This is a genomic window from Actinoplanes sp. URMC 104 (assembly GCF_051386375.1).
Taxonomy (GTDB): domain Bacteria; phylum Actinomycetota; class Actinomycetes; order Mycobacteriales; family Micromonosporaceae; genus Actinoplanes.
The window spans coordinates 1,050,648-1,076,015 of record NZ_JBPQTO010000004.1 but is presented as its reverse complement, the minus strand read 5'-3'; the positions used below and the strand labels follow the sequence as shown (position 1 = coordinate 1,076,015).

Sequence of the window (25,368 nt, the reverse complement as noted above, 5' to 3'; positions counted from 1 at the left end):
CGCGATCTTGCGGGTATCGTTCCGGCCTGCGACGCGCTGGGCGGGTGACCGTCAACCCGTTGCCGTACGGCGGGGCGGGAAGCGGAGCTCGAGTTCGATGCTGTGGGTCTCCGGTGGCAGGCTCGCCGTGATGGGCACCGGCCGACCGCACCGGTAGCCCTGGGCGAAGTCGACCCCGTAGCCGCGCAGCAGCTCGACGGTCTCGCGGTCGGGCACGCACTCGGCGGCGACGCGGATGCCCAGCGTGTGGCACAGCTCCACCAGCTTGGACACGAGGGCCTGATCGGTCGGCGACCGGACGAGGTGAACGACGAACGTCCCATCGATCTTGACCAGGTCGACCGGGAAGTGCTTCAGGTAGGCGAGCGCGGCGTAGCCGGTCCCGAAGTCGTCGAGCGCGAGGTGACAACCCATCTGCCGGATGCCGGTGGCGAAGGCCAGCGCCGCGTTGCGGTTCTCCATGAGCGCCGTCTCGGTGATCTCGAAGGTGAGGCAGTCCGGCTTCACCCCGTGCCGCTGGATCGCCTCGGTCACATAGGTGAGCAGGCCCGGGTCGGCCAGCGACTTGCCGGAGATGTTGACCTGGTAGTGCGAGGTCTGCGCGCCCTGGCCGACGAGTTCGAGGGCATGGTCGATCACCCACCGGTCCACGGCGAGGATCTCGCCCACGCGTTCGGCCATGTCAAGGAAGGCCCAGGGCGCAGTGATCTCGCCGTTCTCGCCGCGCACCCGCAGCAGGATCTCGTGCCGGGTGACCTTGTTGAGCCCGAGGTCGACGATGGGCTGCGCGTACAGCGCGAAGCTGTTCGCCGACACCGCGCGCAGGACGCGCGCACGGCAGCGGTCGGTCGGCTCGCCGTCCTGCAGCGGTTCCTGCAGAACGTGGACGGCACTGGCGCTGCGACGCGCCTCGCGTGCCGCGTGCTCGCCGTCGACCGGCAGGTCGAAGCCCGTGGCGGAAACGCCGCCGTCGAAGCGGACCAGGGCCGCCCAGGTGTTCAGGCGAGCGTCTCCTGGTGGACGCTGAAGAGGTGCCGCCGCAGCGTGTCGACGAGGCGCGCGGCGAGGAACTTCGGCGCCTCGGCGCGCTCGTCGAGCCGGGTGACGAGCACCCCCCACAGGCCGGGATCGGCGAGCCCACAGGTCACCTCGGCCCCGGAGACGGCACGCAGCAGCTCGCCGATGGCCGCGGCCAACCGGTCACGGTCTTCGTCGGCGAGGTCGACCGGCAGCCGGGTCGTCGGCTCGGTTGCCACAACGACCAGGGCGCCGTCCGCGGTGCGCCGTCCGCGGTCGACCTCGTCGGTGAAGTAGTCCCGGGTGTGCAGGCGGGTCAGCAGGTCCTCCGCCGCCACGTCGGAGCACAGCATCGCGTTGCGCGTGGCCAGCCTGCGGCTCTCCTGCCGCGCCCGCTCGAGCGCGGTGACGTCCTGGCCGGAGGCGAAGATTCCCGACGAGCGGCCCGCCATCGTCAGGATCTCGAGGTGGCAGTGCACGTAGTAGACACCGCCGTGCGGCCGGACCGCTCGGAATGTGACCTTGCCCGACGGCACTGGTTCCACGCCGCGTCGACCGCCTCGGTATCCCCTCGCGCTCGGCGGGGTGAAGCGTCTCGGGCGTGAGCCGCAGCGCTCCGTCGGATACCCAAAGATCATCGCCATCTGGTCGGACCGGACGAGCACCTCGTTCCCGGTCCGCCAGCACGGCGGAGCCGTCCACCGTGCTCACGCCGCCGCCTCGCGGTCGTCGGCGGTGTCGGCGCCGGCCGTCGACGCGCCGCGCCGCCACCGCAGAGTTCGACCCGGCGATGTCCGTCCCGGTCACGCTCCACGGACCGCACGACGGTGCGATGCGTGCCGGCCGCCCATCAGTCCCGTCGTCCGGGCTGCCGCCCGCGCCGACGCCCCGCGCTCGGCCTGGAAGGCGGTCGCAGTGGGAAACGGCCGTCGTACCGCGGGTATACGCGGTCGGTCGTCGCTTCAGGTCCGTACGGATCACTGGGGTGCCGGCGCAACCGCGTCCGGTGCACGATGTAGACCCGCACCAGTCCGGCGATGACCACACTCGAGGTCGCCACTCCGTGATTGGAGAGCAGCCTGACCGGCGCCCCGTCCGCCCCGCCACCAAGCGAAAGCGAATCGGAACTCTGCGTACAAGACGAGGCGCTCACCCGGCGTCGGCCCGAGCGAGCGGGCCGGGAGCGACGGCTGCACGGAAGGGGACGGCGAACAGCAGGCCGAGGCTGACCCAGACGTACGTGTTGCTGCCGAGGGCAGCCGGGAGGCCGTCCGCTCCGGCCCACCACAGCCAGACGACGCTGCTGCTCAGGACGACGTAGACGGCGGCCGGCGCGGCCAGTGCGCGGCGGGAACCGGCGCGCAGGGCGGCGTCGAGCAGCAGGAACAGGGCCGGGAGCAGCCACACCAGGTGGTGCACCCAGGTGACGGGGCTGATCAGGCACGCCACGACGCCGGTGACGGCGAAACCGGCGACGTGGTCGGGGCGGCCGCCGCGGCGTACGCGCAGGAACCAGGCGGCCAGCACGAACGCGGCGGCGGCGAGCCACCACGCGGAGGGCAGGTCCAGGCGGGCCGCGACGCCGCGCAGCGACTGGTTGGAGACGTACTCGAGGCGGCCGACGCGGCCGGTGTCCCAAAGTGCGCCCAGCCAGAACTGCGCGGAGGTGGCGGGGGCCAGGATGAAGGCCAGCAGGGTGGCGCCGGCTGCGGTGCCGGTGGCGACGGCGGCGGCGCGGTACTGGCGGGTGACGAGCAGGTAGCCGATGAACACGGCGGGGGTCAGCTTGATCGCGCAGGCGAGCCCGATGCCGACGCCGGCCCAGCGGCGGCCGGCGAGCAGGCCGCGCAGGTCGGCGCAGACGAGGGCGAGCAGGGCGAGGTTGACCTGGCCGAAGCTGAAGCTGTCGCGGGCGGGCTCGAACACCAGCACGGCCAGGAAGCCGAGCGCGCAGACGAACGGCACCGGCCAGTGGTGGCGGCGCACCACGGGCACCAGGAACCAGCGCAGCAGCAGGGCCACGGCCAGGGCGTTCGCGAGGATGCTCAGGCCGACGGCGACGGGCCAGCTGGTCAGAGCGAGCGGGCTGAGCACGAGCGCGGCGAACGGCGGATAGGTGAAGCCGTACTGGGTGTCCTGGTAGAGGTAGTCGTAGAGAGCGCCGCCGTCGAGCAGCCACGAGCGCACGGCGCCGCGGTAGACGCCCAGGTCGAAGAACTCGCGGAAGGTCGGCACCGTCACGAGGAAGACGCCGACGGCCACGGTGGCGAGGACCACGATCAGCACGTGGAGGCGCTTCACCGGGACGCCCTCGCCGTCGCGAGCCTGTGCACGGCGGGCGCGGCCGCCAGGCGTACGCCCAGGAAGGCCGCTGTCCCGAGGAGCGCGCCCAGCGTCGCGAGCAGGAAGCGGGAGAGGTCGGCGGCGAAACCGTCGGGCAGCACCACCAGCGCCAGCACCGCGCACACCGCCGCGAGCAGGCGGCGGACCCAGCGCTGCCCGGCGGCCGCGGCCAGCGGCACCAGGCCCCAGATCACGTACCAGGGGCGCAGCGCGGGGCCGAACGCGACGACGGCCATCAGCACGATCCCGAGGCCGTAGAGCGGCCCGAGCCGGCCCAGCCACGTCCACACGAGACCGGCGACGATCAGCGTGGCGAGCACGCCGAGCCAGCGCCACAAGCCGATCACGAAGACGTCGCCGACGCCGTCGTCGCGCAGCAGGGTCGCGGTCCAGCGGCCCAGCACGCCGGTGAGCGACAGGTTCTGCGGGGAGATCGGGGTGTCCAGTGCGGTGATCCAGCCGTACCCGGTGCCGGCGATCAGCGTCAGCAACCCGGTCGCGGCCGCCGCCGTCGCCCCCACCGCCGCGCAGGCGCGCAGCCGCGGGAGCCGGCCGGGCAGCCGCGCGGCCCAGATCACCGCGACCGCCGCCAGGCCCAGCGCCGCCGGGGCCTTGACCAGCGCGGCGGTCACCACCAGCAGCGTGGCGACGATCGGCATCCGGCGGACCGCGGCGGCCAGACCGGCGGCGAGCAGCCCCACCATCAGCGCGTCGTTGTGCGCGCCGCCGACGAAGTGGATCAGCACGAGCGGGTTGAGCACGGCGAGCCACAGCGCGGCGGACGGCCGGACCCCGGCCGATCGCGCGAGGACCGGCAGCACGGAGGCGATCAGGGCCAGACCCGCGACGGCGAGCAGCCGCATGGCGAGGACGCCGGTGAGCAGGTGACCGCCGATCGGGGCGGTCACCAGCCTCGAGACCAGCAGAAAGACCGGCCCGTACGGGCTGGGGGTGTGCTGCCAGATCTCGGGCACCTGGTCGGCGAAGAAGCCGCCCAGCGCGGACGGACCCGCACGGTAGACGTCGTAGCCCTCGCCGAGCATCACGCCCTGGGCCAGGTAGCTGTAGACGTCGCGGCTGAACATCGGCGGCGCGACCAGCAGCGGCGCGGCCCACAGTGCGAGGGTCGCCCACGTGGCGCGGACGTCCTCGGCGCGGCCGGCCCGCCCGTGCCACCACCAGGCGAGCAGCAGCAGCGCCAGGCCGCTGTAGACGCCGACGAGCCCGATCCGTACGTGCTCCAGGCCCGCGAAAAACGGGATGCCCACCGGCAGCGCGCCCGCGCCCAGCCCGCCGAGCATGACCAGACAGGACCCGGCGAACCCGGCGGCACGCGAGGCGGACAGACTCCGATCCTTGAGCACCGCAGCACCCTCGCAAGGGAGGGTGTCGCCGCGGGGACCGGATGCCGTCCCGCACGTGACGGCTACGGAACCGGCCGCCGGCGGGCACCCGCCGGCGGCCTCCGGGGCGGATCTAGGAGACGACCGTCCGCAACGGCGGCAGGCCGTTGAAGCCCACCGACGAATACGTGGCCGTGTAGGCCCCGGTCCCGTGAATGCGGATCACCTCGCCGGCCGCCAGGTCCAGCGGGAGATCGTACGGGGCGTGCTGGTAGAGGATGTCGACGCTGTCGCAGGTGGGCCCCGCCAGGATCACCGGGCCGCTCGGCCCCTGCCGGGTGGTCGACAGCTCGTACTGGATGGCCTCGTCCTCGGTCTCCGCGAGCCCGCCGAAGCGGCCGACGTCGAGGTAGACCCAGCGCGCCTCGTCGTCGTAGGACTTGCGGGCCACGAGCACGACCTGCGTGTGCAGCACGCCGGCCGGCGCCGCGACGTACCGCCCGGGCTCGATCATGAGCGACGGGGCGAGGTGCCCGAAGTGCCGGCGGACGGCGGCGTGGATGGCGTCGGCGAACGAGTCGATCGGCGCCACGGGCGAGCGGTAGGACACCGGGAAGCCGCCGCCCGCGTTGAGGATCCGCAGCGTGATGCCCGACTGCTCGAGCACCTTGAAGATCCACGCGGCCGTCGCGATCGAGGGCTCCCAGCGGTCGGGGTGCAGCTGCTGCGAGCCCACGTGGAACGCGACCCCGGCGGGGTCGAGCCCGCGCAGCGCGGCCACCTTGAGCAGCTCGGCGGCCATCTCGGGCACGCACCCGAACTTGCGCGACAGCGGCCACCGGGCCCCGTCGCTGGACGCGAGCACCCGGCACAGCACCGAGGACCCGGGCGCGTGCTTCACGATCTTGTCGAGCTCACCCTCGCTGTCGAAGGCGAACAGACGGACCCCGCGGTCGTACGCGTACGCGATGTCCTCGCTCTTCTTGATGGGGTGGCCGTAGCTGAGATCGCCCGAGGCCGCGCCCGCCGCCAGGCACAGGTCGATCTCGGCCCGGCTCGCCACGTCGAACCGGCATCCGGCGGCGACGAGCGCTTCGAGCAGGGGCAGTTCGGGGTTGGCCTTGACGGCGTAGTGCACGTGCGCCCCGGCAAAGGCGCTCGCGATGCGGTCGTACTGCTTGCGGGCCACGTCGACGTCGATCACCAGGCACGGCGTCCGATCCGTACCTTGCAGATCCGGCACTTGCTGAGGTGCGGTCATTGTCATGGCGTGTCCTCCAGGACGGGGGCTACGACGACACTCAGCGTACTTCCGTCGATGCTTTGCGTGGTTGCGGGGACGTGCCGGTTCGGTTCAGCCCAGCGACAGGGCGGCCTTGCGCGCCTCGGCGAGGTCGGTGAAACCCTCCAGGCGGTACGTCACGCTGCCCTTCTCCCAGATGAGCGTCGGCGTGGCGAGCCGGGCGGTCGCGGTGCGCTCCTTGCCGGCGCGGTCGACGTAGGTCAGCGTGTGCGGGCCGGGCAGCCAGACCGCCATGGCGCCGCCGAGCTCCACCCACTCGGCCTGCGCCGCCTGCTTGAAGAACATGGCCGCGGAGCCGGCGAACTGGTCGAACCGCACCGTGCCGCCGCGATAGAGCGCGCTGACGACCCGCGGCGATCCGGTCTCGTCCGGGTCGGCGAGCTCGATCCGCTCGGGGGCGCCCAGGTCGGCCGGCAGCAGGACGGTGAAGGGCGCGCGCTGCTCGGCCTGCTCGAGGGTGACCTCGCCGGTCGAGGGCAGCGGGCTGGGCCGCGGGTTCGGCGCGGCCGCATCGTCCGAGCGGCGCACCTCGATGCCCGCGATGTGCAGCACCGAGACGACCACGTCGGTCACGGCGGCGCGCGCGGGCTCCACGGCCACGACGGTCACCGCGAGCGCGGCCGCCGCGGAGGCCACGAAGACCTTCCACCGGCTCCGGCGTACGGGAACCGCCAGCCTGGCCCGCACCGCGGCGCGCTGGTCGGCCGCGTCGGGCACGGCCAGCCAGGTGTCCAGCTCGCGCAGTTCCGCGATCAGCTCGTCGTCGCGCTCAGGCATCGGGCACCTCCTGCGCCAGCTGCTCGCGAAGCCGGGCGAGGGCCCGGGCCGTCCGCGACTTGACCGTGCCCTTGGCGACGCCGAGGGCGGCGGCCGTCTCCTGCTCGCTGAGGTCGAGCAGGAACCGGCAGACCAGCACGTCGCGGTCGCGCTGCCCGAGCAGCCGCAGCCGGGCCACCAGCCGTTCGCGCCGCTCGCGGGCGAGCACCGTGTCGGCCGGGTCCGGCGCGTCCGGCAGCGGCTCGGTCGCGGACACGGCGCGCAGCGCGAGGCCGTCGCGACGCCGGCGGGAACGGTGCAGGTTGCGCGTCTCGTTCGCGACGATGGCGAGCAGCCACGGGCGGAAGCCGGACTCGCCGCGGTAGCGCGACAACTGCCGGTACGCCTTCACCATCGCCTCCTGCACCACGTCGTCGGCGTCGTCACCCGCGCCGAGCAGCACCGCGGCCCGGTGCGCGGGCACGGTGTAGCGGGCGACCAGGAGCTCGTACGCCCCCAGGTCGCCCTCCCGTGCCCGGCTCACCGCCGTGGCGTCGTCGATCTCGATGGCCTTCAGCCCCGGCTCCTTCGTCGCACCGACACTGCACTGACACCGCTCGCGGCGAAAGGGTTCCGGGAACCCCGATGCGATCCGCGGTGTCGACCGGGCATGACCACACGCCGCTCGTTCCTCACGCTCTCCGGTGGCGTGCTCGCCGCCTCCGCCCTGGCCGGCTGCCGCGAGCCCAAGCCGGCCGCCGCCGGACCCGCGCCGGTGCCCGAGGTGCTGCTGGCCGGCAGCCGCAACGGCGTCGTCCGGCTCAGCGGCGGCGAGACCCGCCCGATCGGCGCGCGGTCGGCCGCGAGCCGGGACGGCCGGGCGGTGTACGTCGCCGACGACGACGGCCTGCGGCGGCTGGACGCGGCGACCGGGGCATCCCTCCAGGAGCACAAGTTCGGGGGTGGATGGGTGCCCCGGGTGGTCGCCGAGTCCGGTGACGCGTGCGTGCTGGCCACCACGCCCGCGACCGAGCCGCCCACCGGCCGCACCACCTCGTCGCTGCTGGTGACGACCGGGTCCCTGCCGCAGAAGTTCCACCTGCCCGGCTGCGTCGAGCCGGACGCGTTCACCTCCGACCGCACCGGGCTGTTCGTGCTCGACTGGCTGCCTGCCGGCAAGCCCGACCACTACCGCGTGCGGCTGCTCGACTTCGCCGACGGCAAGCTGTACCCGCTGCTCACCAGGGACAAGCAGGCCGTGCCGGCGGGCGCCGAGGAGCGGATGCGCGGCCGCGGCCGGCAGGCCGTCCACTCCCCCGACCGGCAGACGCTCTACACGCTCTACACCCACCAGCCCGAGCACCAGCACACCCGCAACCTGCTCGGCGGGACGCGCAGCCACGTGCACGCGTTCGTCCACGTGCTGCACCTGACCGAGCGGTGGGCGTACTGCCTCGACCTGCCGGACCCGTTCGGGCACGGGCCCGCCGAGGGGCACGCGCTGGCCGCGGACGGGCAGCACATCGTCGTGCTGGACACCGCCTCCGGGTCGCTGGCCTACGCCGGCGCCGCGACGATGGCGATCGAGCGGGTGGTGCGGATTCCGGCCGGCGGCGGGCTCGCGAGCCTCGCGCTCGGGCCGGACGGGCGGGTGTACGCCGCTGCGGGCTCCACTGTGTCCGTGCTGGACCGCGGCGACGACCGTGTGCTCGACACGTGGACGCTGCCCTCGCCCGCCCGCGGGTTGCGGCTCGGGCGCGCCCTGGCGGCCGGCGGCGGCACCTCTCCGGGCGGCCGCCGCTTCCTCTACGCCGGCGGGGACGACGAGGTCGTCTGGCTGGACGCCGCTTCCGGACGGCTCGCCGGACGGGCCCGGGTCGAGGGTCTGACCGAGCTACTTTCCGTGCTGTGAACCGAAAGTTCCGGCCGATGCATTCTCGCCCTATGCGCCTTGAGGTGGTGAAACTTCGTCGTAACTAACGGTTGACTCACCCGTGGGTACGCTCCCAAGATGGAGCGCAACGACGATCGTCGATCACGCGGCGGACCGTGCGGCTTCCACCGGCCGTCCGGTCCGCCGCCTCCCCCGACCACGACGAAGGTGAATCCCCGTGACCAGACGGATCCGTCCTCGATCCCTCTTGCTGACCACCACGGCGGCACTGCTGACCGGCGCCGCCGCGGTCGCCCTCGCGCCCGCCGCCGACGCCGCCAGCACGCTCGGCGCCTCGGCGCAGCAGAGCGGCCGCTACTTCGGCGTCGCGATCAGCGCCGGCAAGCTGAGCGACACGACCTACACCACGATCGCGAACCGCGAGTTCGACATGGTGACCGCCGAGAACGAGATGAAGCTCGACGCCACCGAGCCGAACCAGAACCAGTTCAACTACTCCAGCGGCGACCGCATCGCGCAGTGGGCCACCACGAACGGCAAGCGGCTGCGCGGCCACACGCTGGCCTGGCACTCGCAGCAGCCGGGCTGGATGCAGAGCCTCAGCGGCACCACGCTGCGCAACGCGATGCTCAACCACGTCACCCAGGTCGCCACCCACTACAAGGGCAAGGTGTACGCCTGGGACGTGGTGAACGAGGCGTTCTCCGACAACGGTGACGGCTCCCGCCGCGACTCGAACCTGCAGCGCACGGGCAACGACTGGATCGAGGCAGCGTTCCGGGCCGCGCGCACGGCCGACCCCGGCGCCAAGCTCTGCTACAACGACTACAACATCGACAACCCGAGCGCGGCCAAGACGCAGGCGGTGCTCGCGATGGTGCGCGACTTCAAGTCGCGGGGCGTGCCGATCGACTGCGTCGGCCTCCAGGCGCACTTCAACAGCGGCAACCCCGTGCCGTCGAACTTCCAGACCACCGTGTCGAACTTCGCCGCGCTCGGCGTCGACGTGCAGATCACCGAGCTGGACATCCAGGGCTCCGGCAGCGACCAGGCGAACAAGTACCGCACGGTCGTGAACGCGTGCCTGGCGGTCGCCCGCTGCACCGGCATCACGGTCTGGGGCGTCCGGGACAGCGACTCGTGGCGGGCGAGCGACACCCCGCTGCTGTTCGACAACAGCGGCAACAAGAAGGCGGCGTACACGGCCACGCTGGACGCGCTCAACGCGGCCGGGCCCGGCACTCCGGCCACCACGGCCCCGGCCACCACGCCACCGGCGGGCAACGCGTGCCGCAACGGCTACGTGGGCCTCACCTACGACGACGGACCGAACCCGAACACCACCACCCAGCTGCTGAACGCGCTGCGCAGCAACGGTCTGCGGGCCACGATGTTCAACATGGGCCAGAACGCGGCGGCCAACCCTGGCCTCGTCGCCGCCCAGGTCTCGGCCGGCATGTGGGTCGGCAACCACAGCTACACCCACCCGCACATGCTGACCCTGAGCCAGGCCGACATGACCTCGGAGTTGTCGCGCACCCAGACGGCGATCCGCAACGCCGGCGGCGGCACCCCGACGATCTTCCGGCCGCCGTACGGGGAGACCAACGCGACGCTGCAGTCGGCCGCCTCGGCGCTGGGCCTGCGCACGGTCACCTGGGACGTCGACTCGCAGGACTGGAACGGCGCGAGCACCGCGCAGATCGTGCAGGCCGCCTCGACGCTCACCAACGGGCAGCTGATCCTCATGCACGACAACTACGCGACCACCATCGCGGCGATCCCGCAGATCGCGGCCGGGCTGGCCCAGCGCGGCCTGTGCGCCGGCATGATCTCGCCGTCCACCGGCCGGGCCGTCGCGCCCGACGGCGGCAGCACGCCGCCGACCACCACCCCGCCCACGACCACCCCGCCGCCGGGCGGCGGCGCGTGCACCGCGACGTACGCCGAGGGTCAGAAGTGGTCGGACCGCTTCAACGGCTCGGTGACCGTCAGCGGCGCCTCCAACTGGGTCGTCACCGTGAGCCTCCGTTCCCCGCAGAAGGTCATCGCGACCTGGAACGCGTCGGTGAGCTGGGACAGCACGGGCCTGGTGATGACCGCGCGGCCCAACGGCAGCGGCAACACGTTCGGCTTCACCGTTCAGCACGGCGGCAACTGGACCTGGCCGTCGCTGACCTGCCGGGCGGGCTGACCGGCGGGTGAGGCGTGGGGCCCCGGGCGCTTCGCGGGGCCCCACGCATTCATCCGCGCTGTTAGGGTTCCCAGCCGTGCGCCGCCTGCTGACTGCCGTCCTTTCCCTGCTCGTCATGCTCGGCCTGGCCGGGTGTGGCCTGTTCCGCGACTCCGAGCAGGAGGAGCTCGAAAAGGTGCTGGACTCGGACGTCGGGTTCGCGGTCTTCCTGCGCGACGACGTCACCGAGCAGCAGAAGGCGGCCGTCGAGGCGCACCTGCGCGGCCTGCCCGACGTCGCCGAGGTCACCTACGAGAGCAGTGCGGAGGCGTACGAGAAGTTCAAGAAGCTGTGGGCCGACAACCCGGAGTTCGTCGAGAAGCTGACGCCCACCTCGCTGCCGCAGTCGTTCAAGGTCCGCATGGCTGACGCGAAGGCCGCCCGGCACGTGCGCGACACGGGGCAGGCCGCCATCGAGGGCCTGCCCGGCGTGCAGGACGTCGTCATGCAGTGCATGACCGTCGAGGAGTGCCGGAACCTCGTCAAGCCCAGCACGTGATCTTCGGAGTGGCGTCCGGACTTCGGTGATCGGATCGGTACATTGGGGACATGGCAACGATCTCTCTGCGCGGCGCTCTGCTGCGATCGTTGCCCGCCCTGCTCCTGCTGCTGACGCTCGGCCTCGCCGTGCCCCAGCAGGCGGCCGGTCCGGTCCTCGCCGGGGTCACCCACAGCACGACCTCCCCCGCGACGGCCACGCCCGCAGGGTCCACTGCCGACATTCCGGACGACCCGGCGTCGTCCGACGCGGCCTCCGCCCGTACGCCCGGCGCTCCCGTCGCCGACCGCACGCGCGACCTCTCCGCCCAGTTCGTCTCCGGGCCCAGCGGATCCCGCGCTCCCCCGTTCGTTCTCGCCTGACCACACGCTGACGGCCCCCGGCCGTCCGGTGGTCGCTGCGCGCCCTCCCTCCGATGTGGACGGCGCTCCTGCGCTTCCCCGAGGCGCTCCCCGAGACGACACGCGGACCTCTGAGCGGACAGGACGACCTGGCGATGAACGTTGTTGCGGAAATGCTGCTGACCACCCCGGCCCCGGCCGCCATCTGGGCGACCCTGTGGATCCTCACGCTGCCGGCCATGCTGCTGCTGGCCAGCCCGCAGGCGATGCGCAACCCGTGGCAGACGTTGTGCTCGACGTTCTCGGTGCTGCGCGAGCGCGGCGAGAAGCGGCGCGCGGCGCAGCTCGAGGCGCTGGCGGCCACGCAGTTCGCCGAGGAGGTGCGCGTCGCCGCCGACCGGGCCGCGCTGGCCGCCGAGCGGTGGCAGGAGCGGTGGGAGACGGCCTCCGACGAGGTGGCGATCGCGTGGCAGGCCTGGCTCGACGCCGACGCCCGGCTGCGCACGCGGCTGGCCGGGGCGGCGTTCCGCACGCCGTGGAGCGCGCAGACCCCGACCGAGTACGCGGCCCGCGAGCGCTTCCTGCACAAGGCCGTGCGCACCGCGGCGGACAACGGCTGGCTGCCCGCCGCCGCGGTCGCCGACGCGCTCGCCGGCCGCGCCGGGTGGGACGCCCGCCTGCACCCGCTGGAGCAGGAGCTGGTGGTGTTCCGCGCCTCGGCCGGGCACCTGCGCGACCGCTACGAGCGCGCCGTCGCCGCCGAGCAGGCCGCGCGGCACGACGCCGAGCTGGCCCGGCGCACCAGCGACAGCCTGCGGCAGGAGTCCTGGACCGCCTCGGCCCGCGCCGCCGGGCTGCGCCGCCGGCTGCCCGCGGGCTCGGGCATCGTGGTCCCGGCCGCGGAGCCCGCGGTGGCCGCCGTCTGGCGCTAGCCTGCCGCGGAGGCGCCCCACACGGTGATCGTCACGGTCACCGCACGCCGCGGAGGACGTCGAGGGCGGCGGCGTGCACGCCCGGCGCGGCCGCCAGGTAGCCGTCGCTGCTGATCTGCCACGGCTTGCCGTCCAGGTCGGTGACCGTGCCGCCGGCCTCGCGCACGAGCAGCACCGGCGCGATGTGCGAGCGCAGGTTGTCGAACTGCCAGTGCACGTCCATGCGGCCCGCGGCGACCTGCGCGAGCTGATGGCCGACCGGCACTGACGCCCGGACGTACAGGGCGTTCTGCATCATCGCCGCCACCGCCGCGCCCACCCGCCGGGCGTTCGCGGCCTCGCGGTTCGGCCTGGCCTGGCCGGTGCCGGTGAGGGCGAGGCCGAGGTCGGTCTTCGCGGAGACGCTGACGGGCACGCCGTCGAGGAAGGCGCCGCCGCCCGCGAGCGCGGTGAACGTCTCGCCCGCCACGGGCGCGTGCAGGACGGCGAGCACCGGGCGGCCGTCGCGGACCAGGCTCACGCCGACGTTCCAGTCGGGCATGCCCTGCACCAGGTTCATGTTGCCGCCCACCGGGTCGACCACCCACCAGTCGCCGCCGGGCATCGGGCCGGAGCCGTGCTCCTCGGACGTCCACTGCGAGCCGGGCAGCGCGGCGGTCAGCGCCGGCCGGAGCGACGCGGTCACGGAGGCGTCGTTGGCGTGCAGGGCGGCGAACAAGTCGTCCGGGGTCACCGGGGTCTTCGCCGGACGGGTCAGGGTCGCCGAGGCGGCGTGGACGGCGTTCGTCGCGTCGGTCAGAAGCTGGTGATCTGTGGTCATGACTCCACTGTCGGAGCGGCCACCGATGAAGTCCAGTGCAACGTTGACAAGGTAAGATTTACCTTCATGCAACTGGATCTGAACCTGCTGACCGTGCTGGACGCGCTGCTCGAGGAGGGAAGCGTGGCGGGGGCGGCGCAGCGGCTGCGCCTGTCGTCGCCGGCGGTCAGCCGTAGCCTGGGGCGGCTGCGCCGGCTGACCGGCGACGACATCCTGGTGCGCACCGGGCGGACGATGACCCCGACGCCGTACGCGCTGGCCGTCCGGGAGCAGGTCGGCGAGCTCCTGCATCAGGCGCAGGCGGTGCTGGCGCCCAGCCGCGAGCTCGACCTGGCCGGGCTGGACCGCGTCTTCACGCTGCAGTGCCACGACGCGCTGGCCACAGCACTGGCCCCGGCGCTGCTGGCCGACGTCGAAGCGCACGCGCCGGGCGTACGCCTGCGGTTCCTCGCCGAGGCTCCGACCGACACCGACGAGCTGCGGCACGGCCGGGTCGACCTAGAGATCGGCGCCGCCGTCCCGGCCCTGCCGGAGATCCGCCACGAGCTCGTCGGCCGGGACCGCTTCGTCGTGGCGCTGCGCCGGCAGCACCCGTCCGCGCAAGGCCTGGACCTGACCGCGTACGCGGCGCAGCAGCACGTCCTGGTGTCGCGCCGCGGCCGTCTCACCGACCCCGTCGACGACATCCTCGCCTCCCACGGGCTGCGCCGCCGCGTACTCGCCGCCGTCGGCACGACCGCCGCCGCCGCGCACGTCGTGGCCCGCACCAATGCCGTTCTGACCGCTCCCGAGCTGACCTTCCGCCCGATCGCCGAGGCGTTCGGCCTGGTCGTCGTGGCCGCGCCGATCGCGCTGCCGCCCGCACCGGTGATCTGCGGCTGGCACCAGCGCTACGACACCGACCCGGCCCACGCCTGGCTGCGCGACCGCGTCCGCGCCGCCTTCACGACCGTCCTCGGTGGTTAGCGTGGCGGGTATAGGCTGGGTGCGGCTCGGTGCGGCCGGCCGCTCGCGCCCCTTCAGGGTGTGGTGAACGCACCGGAACACCATGACGGGCTTCGGCTGCGAATACCGCGTCGTCCGCCGGCAACGCGAGCATCGGCCGCACGCACGCGGAGAAAGCCGACCCATGACCTCCACCGGCTCCGAGCACGCCAAGAGACTCGCCCGGCTGCTGCGCGACGACCTGGCCGCGGCGGGCGTGCCGATCCCGCACAGCCTCGCGCTCGAGCTGATCGCCCATCAGGTGGGCGCCAAGGACTGGAACGTGCTTGCCGCGGCCCTCACCGGCTCGCAGCGCCCCGAGATCGGCGCGGGCATACCCGTATTGCGGGTGATGTCTGTTGCGTCGGCTCTGCCGTTCTACGTCGGCCATCTCGGCTTCCGGCTGGACTGGGAGCACCGGTTCGAGCCGGGGCTGCCGGTCTACGCGCAGGTGTCGCGCTCCGAGGCCGTGCTGCACCTGTCGGAGCACCACGGCGACGGCAGCCCCAACGGCGTGGTGTGGATTCCGGTGGCGGACGTCGAGGGGTTGCGCCAGGAGCTGCTGGCGAGACCCGGCGCGCGGATGCGGCCGGGCCTCGACGTGGACGCGCCGGGCGGGCCGACCTTCGAGGTGATCGACCCGTACGGCAACGTGCTGCGGTTCGCCCAGCCCGGGCGAGGCTGATCAGGGCTTGGTGAGCAGGCAGCCCGACTTGTTGAGGTCGATCGTGCGGGTGGAGGTCAGGCAGGTAGTGAACCAGTACGTCTGCTCGCCGTAGCTCTGCCCCTGCGACACGGTGACGGTGCCGTCGGCGGCCACCTCGCACGGGTTGTTGACGGTGCACCGCTCGCCGTCGTCGTTGCCGGTGTTGTTGATGCCGACGACCTGGCCGGTGGAGGCGCTGACGATCGGGGAGCCCGAGGTGCCGTGGATGGTGTCGCAGTTGGCGTCGTAGCGGATCGAGTCACGCCACGTCCAGTCGCCCTCGCGCAGCTGCGGGACGAAGCCGTCGATCTTGCAGTTCCAGATCCGCTTCCAGTAGCTGGACGGGATCGTGATGCTCGAGCCGTCGGCCGGGCGGCTGCTCGCGATGGTCAGCGCGGTGACCCCGTACCGGCTCTGCAGGGTCGCGAAGGTGCTGGTCAGCCGGTAGAGCGTGACGTCGGTGCCGGTCATCGTCGCGTAGAGGACCCGGTCGGCGCGCACGGTGCCCAGCGAGCCGCCGGTGCTGTTGAGCAGCGTGCCCGAGCGCGACGAGGTGCGGTTCTGCAGCACCTGGCCGGCGGCGAGGAAACCACCCTCGTAGCAGTGGCCGTTCGTCAGCATCATCGCCCGGTCGCTGCTCACCGACGACGGGTAGCGCACCAGCGACGCCGAGCAGTTGCTCAGCGCGATCGTGGAAGCGAGGGTGGGAGCGGCGACAGCCTGGGCCGGGGCCGCGCCGGCCACCACTGAGGTGACGGCGGCGACCGCGGCTGCGGCAAGGGCGAATGCCCGGCGTACGCGCATGGGGTTCCCTTCTGCGGGGGTCGAGTGCACCGGATCACGGTGCATCGCCCGTACCCTCGCACCGGGTCATATCGATGTCAATTGATAACACCGGGGTCATATCGGCGTCCGTTCGTTGTGCCGGGCGCACGCGCCGGGCCAGGATGAATTCATGGGCACCGCACGGAAGTTCAGCAAGGTCCTGCACTCCGAGCTCGACGTCCACGCGGCGTGGATGCCGGTGACCAACACGTTCGCGCTGGGCGACTACGGCGTCATCAGCGACGGCGTCTTCGTCAAGATGGGCAACATCGCCGAGTACGGGGTCTCGTTCGCCACCGCGGCGGGCGCGCCCACCCGGCTGCGCTTCCGCTCCGACGGCACCCGCGTCACGAAGTTCCTGGCCGGCGCCGAGGTGCCGACCATCCCGCTGGTGCAGCTGGAGGCGTCGATCCGCATCGAGTTCGCGCGCGAGGACTCGTTCTACATCGACGCGCCCGTGCTGACGGTCGCCTCGATGGAGGACGTGGCACGGGTCGGCGAGGCCCTGCGCCACGCGGAGGGCTGGCGCCGCCGCTACCGGGTGGTGTCCGCCACGTACACCGGGGAGGGCTGCACCGTCATCTCCGCGCGCAGGGCCGGCTCGACGTTCGAGCTGAGCGCCACCGCGGACGTGCTGCACCTGCTCGAGCTGGGCCAGGTGCGCGGCGGCATCACGCTCTCGGGCGAGGACGCCGCGGGCCTCGAGGTCCTCGGCGCGAGCGGCGTGCTGGGGCTGCGGCTGTTCAAGCTGCGGCTGTTCGGCGGCGCGACCGACATTCTCGGCGCGGAGTCCGAAGAGGACCTGATCGAGTACGAGTCCTCGGGCGACCTGGAGGACGACGTCTGACATGCGGTCGGAGCTGATCGAGTTCTTCCGCTTCGACGACCAGCGCTCCGGCATGCTGCGCCGCGGCGACCGGTTCCTGCGGGCGCGCGGCAACGAGCCGGTGACCGAGGTGCGGATCCCCATTGGACACGTCGAGCTCATGCGCCGCCTCGACCAGTTGCGCTACGCGGTCGAAGCCGACGGCGGCCGCCGCGACGAGGCCCTCGCTCTGCTGTCCGATGTGGTCACCGGCGTGCTCGGCACGTGTGTGGCGCAGGACGAGCCCGTACAGATCGATCTGGTGACCAACGCGGCCGAGCTGAGCGCGCTGCCGTTCGAGCTGGCCACCGACGCGCAGGGACGGCCGGTGTTCGCGCTGTCCGACCCGCCGCTGGTGCTGACCCGGCGGGTGCGCACCGGCGCGCACGGCGAGCGCCAGGTCTGGTGGTCCAAGCCGCGCGTGCTGTTCGCCGCCGCCTCCCCGGCCGGCGCGGGCAAGGCGGTGCCGGTCGACGACCACCGGGCCGCGCTGCGCGACGCGCTGAAGCCTTGGAGCGAGCCGCTTCCGGTGGCGGGGCTGGCCGACGCCGTGCGCGACAGCCGCCGCATGCTCACCACTCTGGACCGCGCGAGCCTGCCCCGGATCCGCAACGCCGCGCAGGCCGCCGCCGCGGAGGGCCGCCCCTACACCCACCTGCACGTGCTCGCGCACGGCTGCGAGGCCGGCGACAAGTACGAGCCGGAGTTCGGCGTCGCGCTGTTCGCCGACGACGACCGGTCGATCGCCCGGGTGACGCCCGCGATGCTGCGCGACGAGATCCGGTCGATCGTTCCCGCCCCGGTCGTCGTCACGCTCGCGGTGTGCGACGGCGGCAACCAGTCGAACAGCGTGACCGGCGGCGGCAGCCTGGCCCACGCGCTGCACGAGTCGGGCGTGCCGGTCGTGCTGGCCTCGCAGTTCCCGCTCACCTTCGCCGGCTCGCGGACGTTCGTCCGGCACTTCTACGACCGGCTGCTGGCCGGCGACGACGTGCGCGCAGCCCTGCACCACGTCCGCGCGCAGCTGCACCGCGAGGGCGCCGACACCGCCCACGACTGGGCCGGCCTGGTGGCGTACGTCCAATTGCCGGAGGACTATCAGGACCGGCTCTACGAGGTGGCGATGCAGGCCGAGATGGCCTCGCTGCGCACCGCCCAGATGTGGTCAGACCGGCTCGTCAACGAGGGTGTCGAGGACCCGGGGGCGTACGACACGGTGGCCGAGCACCTGACCGCGCGGATCGCCTCGCTGACCCGCTACGTCGAGGGCGCCATCGCCGCGCCGGCCGAGGTCGCGCGGCTGGAGAACCTGGGCCTGCTCGGCAGCGCGCAGAAGCGGTCCGCCGAGCTGTCGTTCCACCGGCGCCTGCCGGACGCGGCCCGCACGGCGCTCGCCGAGGCCCACCGCTGGTACGTGCAGGGCTTCACCCACAACCTGTCCCAGCACTGGCACGGCGTGCAGGCGCTGTCGCTCGAGGCCGCGCTCACCGGTCGCATCGCCCGGGTGGGCCAGTGGTACGCGGCCCGCGAGGCGGCGGTGAGCGACGACGACGCGTGGGCGCCCGGCTCGATCGCCGAGCTGCTGCTGCTCGCCCCGTTCGCCGGGCGGCCCCGCGAGCTCGACGAGGCGGAGCTGCACCTGGCCGAGCTGGTGCGCCGCACCCGGGCGCAGTGGCCCGCCGACGACCCGTTCCCGGTGGACTCCACGATCCGCCAGCTGGGCCGCTACGTCCGCTGGTGGACGCGGGCCCACGGCTACTTCCCGGGCGCCGCCGGCGACCTGGCCGCCGACGCCGCCCGGCTGCTCGAACGACTCAGGGCGCTGTCGGAACGCGGCTGACCGCCCTTCGTGCCGCCGATGCTCACTGCCGCCGGGGGGGTGTCCCTATGGGTTTGGTCAAGTGGTGGCTGGCCGAGGCTGGTACGGGACTTTGTCGCGGAGCATGGCGAACAGGACGTCGCAGCGGCGTCGGGCCAGGCAGATGAGGGCGGCGTTGTGGCGTTTGCCTTGGGCGCGTTTGCGGTCGTAGTAGGCGCGGCTGACGGGTCGGCCAGGGCAGCGAACGCGGCGAGGAAAAATGCGCGTTTGAGCTGCTTGTTGCCACCGCGGCTCGGGTGCTCGCCGCGGATGCTGGTGCCGGAGCGGCGGGTGACTGGGGCCAGGCCGGCGTAGGCGGCCAGATGGCCTGGGGTGGCGAAGGCGCTGCCGTCGCCGACTTCGAGCAGGATTCTGGCGGCGGTCCTGACGCCGATGCCGGGCATCGAGGTCAGGACCTGGGCAAGAGGGTGCGCATCGAGCATCCTGTCCACCTCGGCGGCGAGCTGGTCGCGTTGTTGCAGGACGTCGCGCAGGCTGTCGGCCAGCCGAGGCAGGATCGTCTCTGCCGCGGCAGTGCCGGGGACGGTGACCGTCTGCTCGTCCAACGCGGTCATGATCTGCTCGGTGAGGCGTTCACCCATGCGGGGCGCGTTCTTGGACGCGATCGAGAGCAGTTTGCGGCGGCCGGCCTTGCGCAGCCCGGCCGGTCCACCGCAGCGCGACAACAGTTCCAGGACGGCCTTGTGCTGCACTTTCGGCCCCAAGACACGTTCCAAGGCGGGGTGGATCTGGGTGAGCAGGCCACGGATGCGGTTGGCCAGGCGCGTCGCTTCCCCGGCCAGGTCGTCGTCGAAGCCGACCAGGACTTTCAGCTCGGCGAGGGCGTCGTCGCCCACGTCCACGCGGCGCAGCGTGTGTGGCAGGGTGCGGGCGGCGTCGGCGATGACATAGGCGTCGCGGGCGTCGGTCTTCGCGTTGCCGGGGTGCAGGTCAGCGATCCGGCGCATCGCCAGGCCCGGCAGGTAGGCGACCTGGTGACCGCAGGCGCGGGCGACCGCGACCGGCAAGGCACCGATCGAGGCGGGCTGGTCGACGACCACCAGCACCGGGCCGTGCTTGGCGAGTTTGTCGAAGACCTGCCGCAGCTTGCCCTCGGTGTTGACCAGCGCCGCGTCGTGCAGGCGTCTGCCGTCGCGGTCCAGGGCGACGGCGTGGTGACCTTCTTTACCGACATCGAGACCCAGGAACACCTGGTAGTCGCCGTGCACCGCATCGCCTCCCCGCGACATCACCCGTCATCTCGATCGCCAGTCTGGCGTCGACTGCCGGCAGCCACGTTACGAAGAGACCTACCCCAGCACCGTGGGTGGCCGTGTCCCTATCAGCGGTCCATCGACGCCACCCGGCCCGGCGACAACACCCCCCGGATCATCCCTACGACAGGGGCGGTAAGTCATACCGGGCCGAGCGACCGAGCAGTCCCCGGCTGGGGACGATCAAAAAGGTAACGGGGTGAGCCGGCCGGAGCTCCCCAACTCCGGCCGGCGTCACGTCACAGGCCGATCGTGGCCTGTGGGCCGGCGTACGTCCGGAGCAGGCCCGGGACGGTGGCGGCGGGGTCGAGGGTGTACGAGTAGTAGCTGCCCGGCGCGAAGGCGGAGCCGTTGGTCTGCTGCTTGCCCGAGCTGTTCGCGACGATGCTGCCGCTCTGCCTGAGCTGCGCGGCGGACGTGTCGTTGTAGTACGGGTTCGCGACCTTGTCGAAGTAGCTGTTCTCGAGTACCAGCTTGGTGCCGCCACGCGAGAGGTTGCCGTACGACGTGATGTTCTGCAGGTAGTTGTTGTAGAGGTGCGCGAGCGCGACGTTGTCGACGCTGGGGTTGCGCTGGTTGGTGTCGTGGATCCAGTTGTGGTGGATCGTCATCCGCGCGGTCACGTTGTCGGTCCAGCCGATGCCGAACGCCTTGTTGTTGTCCGACAGCACGTTCCACGACACGGTCAGGTACGAGGTGTCCTTGCGGCTGTCGATCGAGCCGTCGTTCATCCGCGTGATCGTGTTGTGGTCGATCCAGATGTGGTCGGCCGTGTCCATCTGGATGCCGTCGTAGTCGAACTCCTTGTCGTCCGGGTCGTCCTCGGTCATCGCGGTGTCGCGGATCGTCAGGTTGCGGATGATGACGTTGCGCACGCCGGTGCCGAGGAAGAACCCGCCGCCGACGATCTCGCCGGCCTTGCCGACGCCCACGATGCTCTTGTTCGACTGCACCTTGAGCTCGGTGCCCTTGGGCGTGATGGTGATCGCCTTGGTCACCTTGATGACGTACGGCGTGGTGGCGGTGACGTACTTCTGCAGGTCGGCCATCGTGCTCACGGTGACCGTCGGGCCCGCGGCGCCGCCGGTCGTGCCGCCGCCGGTCGACGCGAAGCCGTCCGGTGTGGACGGCCAGACGCGCCCGCTCACCGTCGGAACAGGCGTGGCGGCCGAGATCGGGTTGAAGGCCCACTGCTTGTTGGTGTTGGCGGTGCACGTCTCCTGGATGATCGCGGCGCCGGACGCCGTGGAGGCGTCCTTGTCGCTGATGCACAGGCTGTTGCCGACGTTGACGATCTGGAAGGTGTCGGTGCCGCTCGCGACCAGCCGCCACTGCTGGTTGGCCTGCCCGCTCGCGCACCCCCCACTGCTGGAGCTGCGTGCCCGAGGTCGTCGACGCGCCGGGCACGTCGATGCACTTGCCGCTGGCGACGTTCTGCAGCAGGTAGGTGGAGCCCGCCGCGACGAGCTTGAACTGCTGCCAGGCAGCGCCCGTCGTGCAGCCCCACTGCTGCAGCAGCACGCCGTTCGCGGTGGAGGCGCCCGGCACGTCGATGCACTTGCCGCTCCTGGTGACCGCCAGGGTGTACGTGCCGCCGGTGGCCGGCAGCGTCGCGGCCGAGGACGGCAGCACCGAGATGCCGATGACGGCGGCCGGCACGACGACGGCCAGCCCAGCGATGATCTTCTTCTTCACGATGCGCCTCTCTCAGCCGACCGGGTTCCAGCCGTCGGTGCCGGTCAGGTATTTCTGCGGGGTGTAGGTGGCGGCCTGCGCGTCGCTGAGCTGCGGCCGGTTGCTGTTGGCGCCGGCGCCCGAGCCGGTGTTGCGGTATTCCAGGAACCGCGCGTTCTTCCACGAGTTGGTGGACATGTCGGTCCACGGCTGGGCGGTCCTGATCGTGGCGCCGAGGTTGGACTCGCGGTAGAGGACCTGGGCGGCGGGGCGCCACGGACGGCCGAGCTGGGTCACGTTGTTCGCCGCGCCGGTGATCGTGCATTTGTAGAAGAGCAGCCCGTACGTCTTGGCGGCGTCGGTGCCGGCCGCGGTGATCGGGCCGCCGCTGGTGCGCTTCTCGTGGATCGTGCTGTTGTGGAAGACGGTAGTCGCGCCGCCGAAGATGAAGTCCACCGTGCCTTCGACGTACGAGTTCTTGACGTACGACCGGTTGTTGTTGACCAGCAGCGTGTCCTGGTTGCCGAGGAAACGCACGTTGTCGAAGACCGACCGGTCGGCGTTCAGGTTGACCGCCACCGCCTGGCTGCCCTCGCCGTAGTCGTTGGCGAACGTGAGGTTGCTCGCGGCGAAGTCGTGGCCGTCGAGCAACGCGGTGGCGCTGCCCGAGGTGCCGTAGCCGCCGGCGTTGCTGCGGTTGTTGACGATCACCGTCTGGCTCGCGCTGCCGCCGAGCCCCTGCAGGGTCACGTACGGCTTGGTGGCCGGCACCCTGACGATCTCGCGGTAGGTGCCCGCCTTGATCGTGATGACCCGCCGGGTGGTGTTGTTCGCGGGGATCGCGTCGATCGCCGCCTGGACCGTCGTGTACTGCCCGGTCCCGTCCTTGGCCACGGTGGCGGTGGTCGTGGACCCGATCGGCACGAACGCCCACTGCTTGTTGGTGTTGGCGGTGCACGTCTCCTGGACGATCGCGGCGCCGGACGCGGTGGAGGCGTCCTTGTCGCTGATGCATAGCCCGCTGCCGACGTTGATGATCTGGAAGGTGTTGGTGCCGCTCGCGGCCAGCCGCCACTGCTGGTTGGCCTGCCCGCTCGCGCAGCCCCACTGCTGCAGCCGCGTGCCGCTGGTCGTGGATCCGCCGGGCACGTCGACGCACTTGCCGCCGGCGGTCTGCAGCAGGTAGTTCGAGCCGGTGGCCACCAGCTTGAACTGCTGCCAGCTCGCGCCGGTGGTGCAGCCCCACTGCTGGAGCAGGGCGCCGTTGGCGGTGGAGGCGCCGGGCACGTCGAGGCACATGCCGCTCTTGGTGACCTTGAGCTGGTAGGCGCCGCCGGCCGCGGGCAGGGTCGCCGCGCTCGACGGCAGGACGCTGTGGGCGATCGCGGCGGTGGGGATCGTGATCGCCACGGCGGCGACGAGGAGGCGCCGTCTGAGGGGTGATCGGAACAACCTCTTGTCCTCTCGCAGGGGTTCTCGCATGATGGGAGCGCTCCCGGATGGTCACGCTGCGCTGTCGCCACCGCGGGGAATCGGCGGCACCCTGGTAGATGCTCGGCCGGTCGGACGACAACAGAAATCGCCAAAATTTCTCTTTCGGCAGCTCAAGCCGCCCGCACATGGGCAATCTTCGATTCGCGCAGGAGGCGGGCACGTTGACGCAGAGTCAGATCGCTCCGGACGTCACCCGCCTCGTCCGGCAGGCGCAGGACGGCGACGTGGCGGCGCGCGACGAGCTGATCGCTGAGCACCTGCCGCTGATCTACAACATCGTCGGGCGGGCGCTCGACGGGCATCCGGACGTCGACGACCTCGTGCAGGAGACGATGCTGCGGGCCGTCCGCGGGCTCGGCGGCCTCCGCGAGCCTGATCTCTTCCGGTCATGGCTGATCGCGATCGCGTACCGGCAGATCCAGCTGCACCTGCGCGCGCGCCGGACCACCCGGGTGCGGCCGATGCCGACGCCCGTCGACGTGCCCGACCCGGTAAGCGACTTCGCCGAGCGCACCACCGCCGAGCTGGTCGTCGCCGACCAGCGGCGCGAGCTGATCGAGGCCACCCGGTGGCTGGACGACGACGACAAGCGGCTGCTCGGGCTGTGGTGGCAGGAGGCGGCGGGCGAGCTGACGCGTACGGAGCTGGCCGCTGCCCTCGACGTGCAGCCCAAGCACGCCGCGGTGCGCGTGCAGCGGATGAAGGCCCAGCTCGACGCGGCGCGCGGCGTCGTGCGGGCGCTGCGGTCACGGCCGCGCTGCCCGGCACTGATGGCCCAGGCGAAGCGGTGGGACGGGGTGGCCGGCCCGCTGTGGCGCAAGCGGCTCGTGCGCCACGTGCGGGACTGTCCGCAGTGCACGCTCGGGCAGCACGGGCTGGTCGCCCCCGAGCAGCTCTTGCTGGGCATCGCGGCGCTGCCGGTGCCGGCGGCCCTGATCTCGGGCATCCTGTCCTCGGCGAAGCTGTCGTCGTCGCTGCTGCCGCCCAAGCTGCTCGCGGCGGCCGCCGTGGCCTCGGTCGCGGTCGGCGGCGGGATCGTGTACGCGGTTCACGAGACACCCCTCGACCCGCCGCGCGCCGTCGTCGCCCCGCCGCCGGCAGCCGTACGGCCCTCGCTGCCCGGCGCCGTGGCCCGGCCCAGGGCCACCGCCACCCGGACGCCCGCGCGGGTGATCGGCGCCGGGGTGCAGCGGGCGGACCTCTACGTGGCGCCCACGGGGTCGGACCGCAGCGGGGACGGGACGATCGGCAAGCCGTACGCGACCCTCGAGAAGGCCACGTCGCGGGTGCGGCCCGGCCAGACGATCGCGCTGCGCGGCGGGACGTACCGGCTCGCGTCGGAAGTGGAGATCACGACCAGCGGCACCGCGGCCCGGCGCATCGTGCTCAGCAACTACCGCGACGAGCGGCCGGTGATCGACGCGGGCCGGCTGCCGGGCACCGACTGGGCCATCGACCAGACCGCCTCGTACTGGACCGTGCAGGGCCTGGAGATCAGGAACGCGACGAGCCACGCGTACGTCTGCTCGGGGTGCCGCGGGAACGTGTTCCAGCGGCTCACGCTGCGCGGCAACACGCGGGCCGGAATGATGCTGCGCGACCCCGGCACCGGGGGCAACCGCGTGCTGGACAGCGACTTCAGCGGCTCCGACGGGATCGGGCTGGGCCTGCAGTTCGGGTCCGGGGCGGGCAACGTCGTCCGCGGCAACCGGTTCTCCGGCAACCGCGGCTCGGGCCTCGACCTCAACTTCGACAGCCCCGTGGTCGTCGAGGGCAACTGGGCGTACGACAACGGAGGCAACGGCTTCGTGCTGACCGGCGCGCCCGCGAGCCACCGGTTGCGGAACAACGCCGCCTGGGACAACGGCAACCACGGCTTCACCGACGACGGCGGCGCGACGCGCGGGCTGACGCTGGTCGGCAACACCGCCTTCCGCAACCGGGGGTCGGGGTTCGCCCTGCCCGGGGGCGCGGCCGTGCTGCGGGCGAACGTCGCCGTGGACAACGCCGGGGAGCCCGCCGGGCTGGCCGCGGGGTCGACGGCGAGCGGGAACAGCTGGCAGCAGAGCGGCTTCTCGGCTGATCGATTCCGGTCGACGGACCCGTCCAGCGCCGAGGGGCCGCGGACCGCCGCGGGGCGGCTGCCCGCCACGTCGTTCCTCACCGGGGGCGGGGGCGCTTCGATGGACGGTGGGTGACCGGTCGGA

General features: G+C 72.4%; 22 protein-coding genes and 3 pseudogenes. 11 read left to right on the top strand and 14 right to left on the bottom strand.

The window, feature by feature from the left end; translation table 11 throughout:
- Positions 1-51: 51 nt before the first annotated feature.
- The 7 genes from ACSNN8_RS18870 to ACSNN8_RS18840 form a co-directional block, all read right to left on the bottom strand.
- Positions 52-825, bottom strand: coding sequence for an EAL domain-containing protein (locus tag ACSNN8_RS18870; protein WP_436650758.1), 774 nt, complete (start codon positions 823-825; stop codon positions 52-54).
- Positions 826-998: 173 nt separating this feature from the next.
- The gene (locus ACSNN8_RS18865; RefSeq protein WP_436650513.1) at positions 999-1,562 is read right to left on the bottom strand and encodes a hypothetical protein; all 564 of its coding nucleotides are present in this window, start codon (positions 1,560-1,562) and stop codon (positions 999-1,001) included.
- Between the two features lie 604 nt (positions 1,563-2,166).
- Complete coding sequence (locus tag ACSNN8_RS18860; protein ID WP_436650512.1) at positions 2,167-3,318, bottom strand: glycosyltransferase 87 family protein; 1,152 nt, start codon at positions 3,316-3,318, stop codon at positions 2,167-2,169.
- Positions 3,315-4,724 carry a polyprenol phosphomannose-dependent alpha 1,6 mannosyltransferase MptB gene (mptB, locus tag ACSNN8_RS18855; RefSeq protein ID WP_436650511.1) on the bottom strand — a complete coding sequence of 470 codons (1,410 nt, stop codon included), beginning with the start codon at positions 4,722-4,724 and terminating at the stop codon, positions 3,315-3,317. The genes ACSNN8_RS18860 and mptB overlap by 4 nt, the downstream gene beginning before the upstream one ends.
- 112 nt (positions 4,725-4,836) lie before the next feature.
- Positions 4,837-5,907, bottom strand: a complete 1,071-nt coding sequence (locus tag ACSNN8_RS18850; RefSeq protein WP_436650510.1) for a type III PLP-dependent enzyme — start codon at positions 5,905-5,907, stop codon at positions 4,837-4,839.
- A gap of 150 nt (positions 5,908-6,057) precedes the next feature.
- Positions 6,058-6,783, bottom strand: coding sequence for a hypothetical protein (locus ACSNN8_RS18845; protein ID WP_436650509.1), 726 nt, complete (start codon positions 6,781-6,783; stop codon positions 6,058-6,060).
- Positions 6,776-7,306, bottom strand: a complete 531-nt coding sequence (locus ACSNN8_RS18840; RefSeq protein WP_436650508.1) for an RNA polymerase sigma factor — start codon at positions 7,304-7,306, stop codon at positions 6,776-6,778. Before ACSNN8_RS18840 ends, ACSNN8_RS18845 begins: the two co-directional genes overlap by 8 nt.
- Positions 7,307-7,432: 126 nt before the next feature.
- Between ACSNN8_RS18840 and ACSNN8_RS18835 the strand changes: the two genes are divergently transcribed.
- The 5 genes from ACSNN8_RS18835 to ACSNN8_RS18815 all read left to right on the top strand — a co-directional run bounded on the left by ACSNN8_RS18835 (position 7,433) and on the right by ACSNN8_RS18815 (position 12,661).
- Entirely contained in the window at positions 7,433-8,674 is a 1,242-nt protein-coding gene (locus tag ACSNN8_RS18835) for a YncE family protein (protein ID WP_436650507.1), read from the top strand.
- Between the two features lie 199 nt (positions 8,675-8,873).
- A complete protein-coding gene (locus tag ACSNN8_RS18830; protein ID WP_436650506.1) occupies positions 8,874-10,850 on the top strand; it encodes an endo-1,4-beta-xylanase in 1,977 nt (658 codons plus the stop codon).
- A gap of 76 nt (positions 10,851-10,926) precedes the next feature.
- On the top strand, positions 10,927-11,388 hold the full coding sequence (locus ACSNN8_RS18825; RefSeq protein WP_436650505.1) for a permease-like cell division protein FtsX: 462 nt from the start codon (positions 10,927-10,929) through the stop codon (positions 11,386-11,388).
- A gap of 50 nt (positions 11,389-11,438) precedes the next feature.
- Positions 11,439-11,750 (top strand): hypothetical protein, encoded by a 312-nt coding sequence (locus ACSNN8_RS18820; RefSeq protein ID WP_436650504.1) that lies wholly within the window; start codon positions 11,439-11,441, stop codon positions 11,748-11,750.
- Positions 11,751-11,884: 134 nt separating this feature from the next.
- Entirely contained in the window at positions 11,885-12,661 is a 777-nt protein-coding gene (locus tag ACSNN8_RS18815) for a hypothetical protein (RefSeq protein ID WP_436650503.1), read from the top strand.
- 37 nt (positions 12,662-12,698) lie between these two features.
- Here ACSNN8_RS18815 and ACSNN8_RS18810 read toward each other — a convergent pair whose 3' ends face one another.
- Entirely contained in the window at positions 12,699-13,481 is a 783-nt protein-coding gene (locus ACSNN8_RS18810; RefSeq protein ID WP_436650502.1) for an inositol monophosphatase family protein, read from the bottom strand.
- A gap of 66 nt (positions 13,482-13,547) precedes the next feature.
- Here ACSNN8_RS18810 and ACSNN8_RS18805 point away from each other — a divergent pair, with 66 nt between their 5' ends.
- A complete protein-coding gene (locus ACSNN8_RS18805) occupies positions 13,548-14,447 on the top strand; it encodes a LysR family transcriptional regulator (protein ID WP_436650501.1) in 900 nt (299 codons plus the stop codon).
- Positions 14,448-14,610: 163 nt separating this feature from the next.
- Entirely contained in the window at positions 14,611-15,150 is a 540-nt protein-coding gene (locus tag ACSNN8_RS18800; RefSeq protein WP_436650500.1) for a glyoxalase superfamily protein, read from the top strand.
- Here the strand turns inward: ACSNN8_RS18800 and ACSNN8_RS18795 are convergent, their stop codons facing one another.
- The gene (locus ACSNN8_RS18795; RefSeq protein WP_436650499.1) at positions 15,151-15,975 is read right to left on the bottom strand and encodes a S1 family peptidase; all 825 of its coding nucleotides are present in this window, start codon (positions 15,973-15,975) and stop codon (positions 15,151-15,153) included.
- Between the two features lie 151 nt (positions 15,976-16,126).
- On the opposite strand from ACSNN8_RS18795, the gene ACSNN8_RS18790 reads away from it, so the two are divergent.
- Together ACSNN8_RS18790 and ACSNN8_RS18785 are read left to right on the top strand one after the other, a co-directional pair.
- Complete coding sequence (locus ACSNN8_RS18790; protein ID WP_436650498.1) at positions 16,127-16,843, top strand: hypothetical protein; 717 nt, start codon at positions 16,127-16,129, stop codon at positions 16,841-16,843.
- Between the two features lies 1 nt (position 16,844).
- Complete coding sequence (locus tag ACSNN8_RS18785; protein WP_436650497.1) at positions 16,845-18,701, top strand: CHAT domain-containing protein; 1,857 nt, start codon at positions 16,845-16,847, stop codon at positions 18,699-18,701.
- A 57-nt stretch (positions 18,702-18,758) separates the two neighbouring features.
- Here ACSNN8_RS18785 and ACSNN8_RS18780 read toward each other — a convergent pair.
- The 4 genes and pseudogenes from ACSNN8_RS18780 to ACSNN8_RS18765 all read right to left on the bottom strand — a co-directional run.
- Positions 18,759-19,969 (bottom strand): annotated as a pseudogene (locus ACSNN8_RS18780) (IS110 family transposase).
- Between the two features lie 263 nt (positions 19,970-20,232).
- A complete protein-coding gene (locus tag ACSNN8_RS18775; RefSeq protein ID WP_436650496.1) occupies positions 20,233-21,141 on the bottom strand; it encodes a pectate lyase family protein in 909 nt (302 codons plus the stop codon).
- Positions 21,142-21,216: 75 nt separating this feature from the next.
- A pseudogene (locus ACSNN8_RS18770) lies at positions 21,217-21,318 on the bottom strand (RICIN domain-containing protein); the annotation flags it as partial.
- Positions 21,319-21,406: 88 nt separating this feature from the next.
- Positions 21,407-21,541 (bottom strand): annotated as a pseudogene (locus ACSNN8_RS18765) (RICIN domain-containing protein); the annotation flags it as partial.
- Between ACSNN8_RS18765 and ACSNN8_RS18760 the strand changes: the two are divergent.
- Positions 21,489-21,755: a hypothetical protein gene (locus ACSNN8_RS18760; protein WP_436650495.1), complete on the top strand. Its 267-nt coding sequence runs from the start codon at positions 21,489-21,491 to the stop codon at positions 21,753-21,755. The pseudogene ACSNN8_RS18765 and the gene ACSNN8_RS18760 overlap by 53 nt on opposite strands.
- On the opposite strand, the gene ACSNN8_RS18755 is transcribed toward ACSNN8_RS18760, so the two are convergent.
- On the bottom strand, positions 21,701-23,077 hold the full coding sequence (locus tag ACSNN8_RS18755) for a pectinesterase family protein (RefSeq protein WP_436650494.1): 1,377 nt from the start codon (positions 23,075-23,077) through the stop codon (positions 21,701-21,703). The two genes, ACSNN8_RS18760 and ACSNN8_RS18755, sit on opposite strands and share 55 nt — an antisense overlap.
- Before the next feature lie 209 nt (positions 23,078-23,286).
- On the opposite strand from ACSNN8_RS18755, the gene ACSNN8_RS18750 reads away from it, so the two are divergent.
- Complete coding sequence (locus tag ACSNN8_RS18750) at positions 23,287-25,359, top strand: sigma-70 family RNA polymerase sigma factor (protein WP_436650493.1); 2,073 nt, start codon at positions 23,287-23,289, stop codon at positions 25,357-25,359.
- The last annotated feature ends 9 nt before the right edge of the window (positions 25,360-25,368 follow it).